This is a genomic window from Treponema sp. R6D11 (assembly GCF_054786075.1).
Map to the genome: position 1 here is coordinate 1 of NZ_BDHD01000581.1, position 744 is coordinate 744.

Sequence of the window (744 nt, forward strand, 5' to 3'; positions counted from 1 at the left end):
GCCGAAACAAAACAACGCTACGATTTTCTTAACAATCAGATGGCTGACCTTCAAAAAGCGCGCAAAGACCTTGAAGATCTTACGGCGGAAATACGCCAAGAAACTTCACAGTTATTCATTGACACTTACAACCGCATAAAGAAAAATTTTCACAATATGTTCCGCCGTCTCTTTGGCGGAGGTCGCGCCGAACTGCGACTTTCAGACCCGAACCATGTATTGGAATCGGGCATAGAAATTTTCGCCCAGCCGCCCGGAAAAAAACTGGAACATTTAAGCCTGCTTTCAGGAGGCGAATGTTCAATGACGGCGGTAGCCCTTTTATTCGCCACCTACATGGTAAAGCCAAGCCCCTTCTGTCTTCTGGACGAAATTGACGCCGCCCTTGACGAACAAAACGTCGGGCGCTTTGTTCACCTTCTTAACGAGTTCAGCGACACAAGCCAATTTATAATAATTACACACAACAAAAAAACAACATCGGGAGCGGGAACGCTTATCGGCGTAACCATGCAAGAGTCCGGCGTAACAAAAGTAATTTCTGCCAGATTTAAGCAGGGCGAATTGGACATTGCGGAAGGGTCTATGCCACAAACCGAGTTATGGGATGCCGACGGCAAGTTTGAAGAAGAAGATATAACGCCCGAAGCGGGAAGAGAGCTACCCGTCGGCATTAACGACCCCAAGAAAGTAACAGACGCTCAGTTAAGACCGATTAGGTCTCGCACGAATGGGGCGGGGCAG

At 48.1% G+C, this 744-nt stretch carries 1 pseudogene; it reads left to right on the forward strand.

Annotated elements, in window-relative coordinates:
* Nucleotides 1-744 (forward strand): annotated as a pseudogene (locus tag ACYVTD_RS14825) (chromosome segregation protein SMC); the annotation flags it as partial.